Source organism: Pedobacter sp., from assembly GCF_035566355.1.
Taxonomy (GTDB): domain Bacteria; phylum Bacteroidota; class Bacteroidia; order Sphingobacteriales; family Sphingobacteriaceae; genus Pedobacter.
In genome coordinates, this window is the sequence record NZ_DATMRL010000307.1 from 1 (window position 1) to 3,973 (window position 3,973).

A 3,973-nucleotide genomic window follows, 5' to 3' on the forward strand; every position below is an offset into this window, starting at 1 on the left:
CGCAATAGGGAAGGAATGAAACAACTGAATGATTTTTTGTCCCAGCATAATTTGGAGCAGCGAGACTTGCCAGACCGTTGTCCTGCTTTTGCAGATGCCTATGTCGTGTATCCATATCATCTTTATTCTGCCGAAGTATTGACTGAATATGAGTATTTTGGAATTCGTTTTGATGAATTACATGGTTTGCATGCAATGGATATTTCATCCATTTCGCATAAACTCGTGGCTTTGCAGCCTGTCGTGTTTTGCGGCAAACTGGAATACAGGCTGCATGAATATCTTCGCGGGATTGGCCTTAACACATTGATGACCATGGTTTCTGCAGAGGACAAGTGCAGGAATACCGATGAATTTTTACCGTCTGGCGAACTCGATGCAAAATTTCATAAGTATAGTTTTATTTTAGATAATACTCGTAACTTGATGGATAACTGTGTGATGGATTATCCGCAAGGTAAGCTCAAATTGAACCGAAAGACCTTTACCGGGAACGAAGAGGAGGATAAGGTCTTGCTGGAAAAGCTTGCAATGGAGGGTATGATATATCGTTATGGTACAGATCATGAGATCGCCCTTAACAGGATAAAGGCAGAGTTGAGGGTGATTTTCAAAATGAATTTTTGTGCATATTTTCTGATTACCTGGGATATCATTTGTTATTCCATGAAGAAGGGATATTATCATGTAGGCCGCGGCTCCGGGGCAAACAGTATGATTGCATATTGCCTGAAAATTACCGATGTTGACCCAGTTGACCTGGATCTTTACTTTGAACGGTTTTTAAATTTATCAAGAGCCTCTCCTCCGGATTTTGATATTGATTATTCCTGGGACCAGCGGGAAGATGTGCAGAATTATGTTTTTAACCGATACGGAAGGGAGTACACAGCGCTTTTAGGAACGCTATCAACATTCAAGGACCGTTCGGTGATTAGAGAGATTGGAAAAGTGATGGGCCTTCCTAAAGCCGAAATTGATGGCTTTACCGATCCGAGTCAAATGCTTGTCAACAGGGATAATGCCACATTTAAAAAGATCTTAGCCGTTTACGAACTGATGAATAAAATGCCGAATCAACGCAGTATTCATGCCGGAGGAATATTGATTTCAGAAGAACCGATAACCTATTATACCGCATTGGATTTACCACCTAAAGGGATGCCCACCGTACAATGGGATATGTATGAAGCGGAAGAGATCGGCTATGATAAATATGATATTCTTTCCCAGCGGGGAATTGGTCATATTAAGGAGGCGGTTAAGCTGGTGGAAGAAAACCGGAAAATTCAGATTGATATTCACCAGGTAAAGACCTTTATGAAAGACCCGAATTTGAATGCACGGCTGAAAAATGGAGATACTATTGGTTGTTTCTATGTGGAATCGCCAGCTATGCGCCAGCTGTTGGTGAAACTGACTTGCGATAACTACCTGACTCTGGTTGCTGCAAGCTCTATCATAAGGCCTGGAGTAGCACAGTCCGGCATGATGAAGACCTATATTCACAATTATCATAAGCCGCATGATGTTAAGTATTTACATCCGGTAATAAAAGAACAAATGGAGGATACCTTTGGAGTTATGGTCTATCAGGAAGATGTAATTAAGATCAGTATCCACTATGCCGGAATGAATGGTGAGGATGCAGATATTCTGCGCAGGGGCATGAGTGGCAAGTATCGCTCCAGAGTAGAGTTTGATAAACTCCTGGTGAAATTTCATGAGGGGGCAGCAGCTTTGGGCAGACCAGAAGAAGTTACAAAAGAAATTTGGCGGCAGGTGAGCTCTTTTGCAGGTTATAGCTTTTCAAAAGCACACTCTGCAAGTTTTGCTGTAGAGAGTTACCAAAGTTTATTTTTAAAGACCTATTACCCAATGGAGTTTATGGTTGGGGTGTTGAATAATTATGGTGGCTTTTATACACGCTGGCTATATGTACATGAACTTAGGAAGTCTGGTGCCAAAATTCATTTACCCTGCGTGAACATGAGCTATTCTACAGTTTCTATTTCTGGAATCGATGTATATTTGGGATTTATAGGGATTGAGGGATTGGAAGGGAAGCTTATTGAAGCTATTCCACGAGAACGACTGTTAAATGGTGAGTTCTCGGACCTGGAGAACTTTGTATGCCGCAGTGGTGTCAGTCTGGAGCAAGCCATTATCCTGATTAGGATTGGGGCACTTCGTTTTACAGGTAAAAGTAAGAAGGTTTTGTTATGGGAAATCCATATGCTTTTTGCTGGAAACAAACCGAAGAATAATGCAGAGCTATTTCATATAGAGCGAAAGCTTTATGAAATGCCGGCTTTGGTCAGTACTGCGTTAGAAGATGCTTATCATGAACTGGAGCTTTTGGGTTTTCCAGTAACACTTTCTATGTTTGATTTACTCAAAACGGGATATCGCGGTGCAATCAAAGCTAAAGACTTGCTTAAATATATAGGTCAGACCGTAAAAATGGTTGGATTGTTTGTTTGTGAGAAAACGGTATATACCAAGAGCAGTAAAAAAATGTGGTTTGGAACATTCCTTGACGTAGATGGGCATTTCTTTGATACGACACATTTTCCGAACAATACACCTATCTATCCATTCAGGGGAACGGGTTGCTATCTGATTTTAGGCAAGGTTGTAGAGGATTTTGGATTCCCGAGTTTAGAGGTTGCCAAATTTGCAAAACTTGAAATCCTTAAGAATCCGGTAATGGATTAACAAATGAAGATAAGAATTTTATACCCTTTTTGAAATTACCACGACTTTCCAATTATTTTATGAATTATTATACCCCAAGTTATATCTTTACACAGTGAAACAATGTTGGTCTTACATATTACTTTTTACGGTTATATTGCATACGACGGATCTAAAACAGTTACTGAAAATGCCAATCTTGATTGAGCACTATCAGGAACATAAGCAAAGAGATGCAAATATTAGCGTGATGAGGTTTTTAAGTCTTCATTATTGGGGCGAGGACTTGAATGATGATGATCAGGAACAAGATATGAAATTGCCTTTTAAAAAGGTGGATTCTTCTTTTAGCCAGCCAGCAATTCCATCAGCAAAAACGCGATTTAATAAACCCCATACATTCTCGATTGATAATGTAAAGCCCATATTTAGGGATTGTGCGTTTTTACAACCCTCTCTTGAATCTCTTTTTCGCCCCCCGCAGGTCTAGTTTTTATTATTTACATATTATTGAATTATTATCTATTGCAGCTAAGCAAAAAGGCTGCAACAGATAATTTATAGGATCAATTTCTTTAAGTACAATAAATAAAAACTATGCTGAATAAGATTATTGGCTTTTCCGTAAGGAACAAGCTGATCATTGGTTTGTTCGTATTTGCCCTTATTGGTTGGGGCGCTTACGAAGTAACCAAATTACCAATAGATGCCGTTCCGGATATTACAGATAATCAGGTACAGGTGATCACTGTTTCACCTTCACTTGGCGCCCCTGATATAGAACGGCTCATTACCTTTCCAGTTGAACAGGCTTGCAGCAGCATTCCAGGTCTAAAACAGATCAGAAGCTTTTCCCGGTTTGGACTCTCACTCGTCACCATCGTCTTTAATGACGATACTGATGTGTATTGGGCCAGACAACAGATCAGCGAAAAATTACAACAGGTTACCAAGGATATCCCAGAAGGATCTGGAAGCCCTGAAATGGCCCCGGTTTCAACAGGACTTGGTGAAATATTTCAATATGTCGTTAGACCGAAAAGTGGCTTTGAAGATAAATACGATGTGACAGAATTGCGAACTATCCAGGATTGGATTGTAAGAAGGCAGCTATTGGGAACTCCGGGAATTGCTGAGGTGTCCAGCTTTGGCGGTAAGCTTAAACAATATGAAATTGCTGTCCGGCAACAACAGTTAAAAGCATACAATTTAACTGTTGCAGATGTTTTTGATGCATTAGAAAGAAATAACCAAAATACCGGTGGTGCCTATATTG

The 3,973-nt window shown here is 40.1% G+C and carries 3 protein-coding genes; all 3 read left to right on the top strand.

Annotated elements, in window-relative coordinates; all coding sequences use genetic code 11:
- Positions 1–2,718, top strand: a 2,718-nt coding sequence (gene dnaE, locus VNZ46_RS12105) for a DNA polymerase III subunit alpha (protein WP_325560392.1), incomplete at its 5' end; no start/stop codon positions are given.
- Between the two features lie 169 nt (positions 2,719–2,887).
- The gene (locus VNZ46_RS12110; RefSeq protein WP_325560393.1) at positions 2,888–3,187 is read left to right on the top strand and encodes a hypothetical protein; all 300 of its coding nucleotides are present in this window, start codon (positions 2,888–2,890) and stop codon (positions 3,185–3,187) included.
- A 107-nt stretch (positions 3,188–3,294) separates the two neighbouring features.
- On the top strand, positions 3,295–3,973 hold a 679-nt coding region (locus VNZ46_RS12115; protein WP_325560394.1), incomplete at its 3' end, for an efflux RND transporter permease subunit.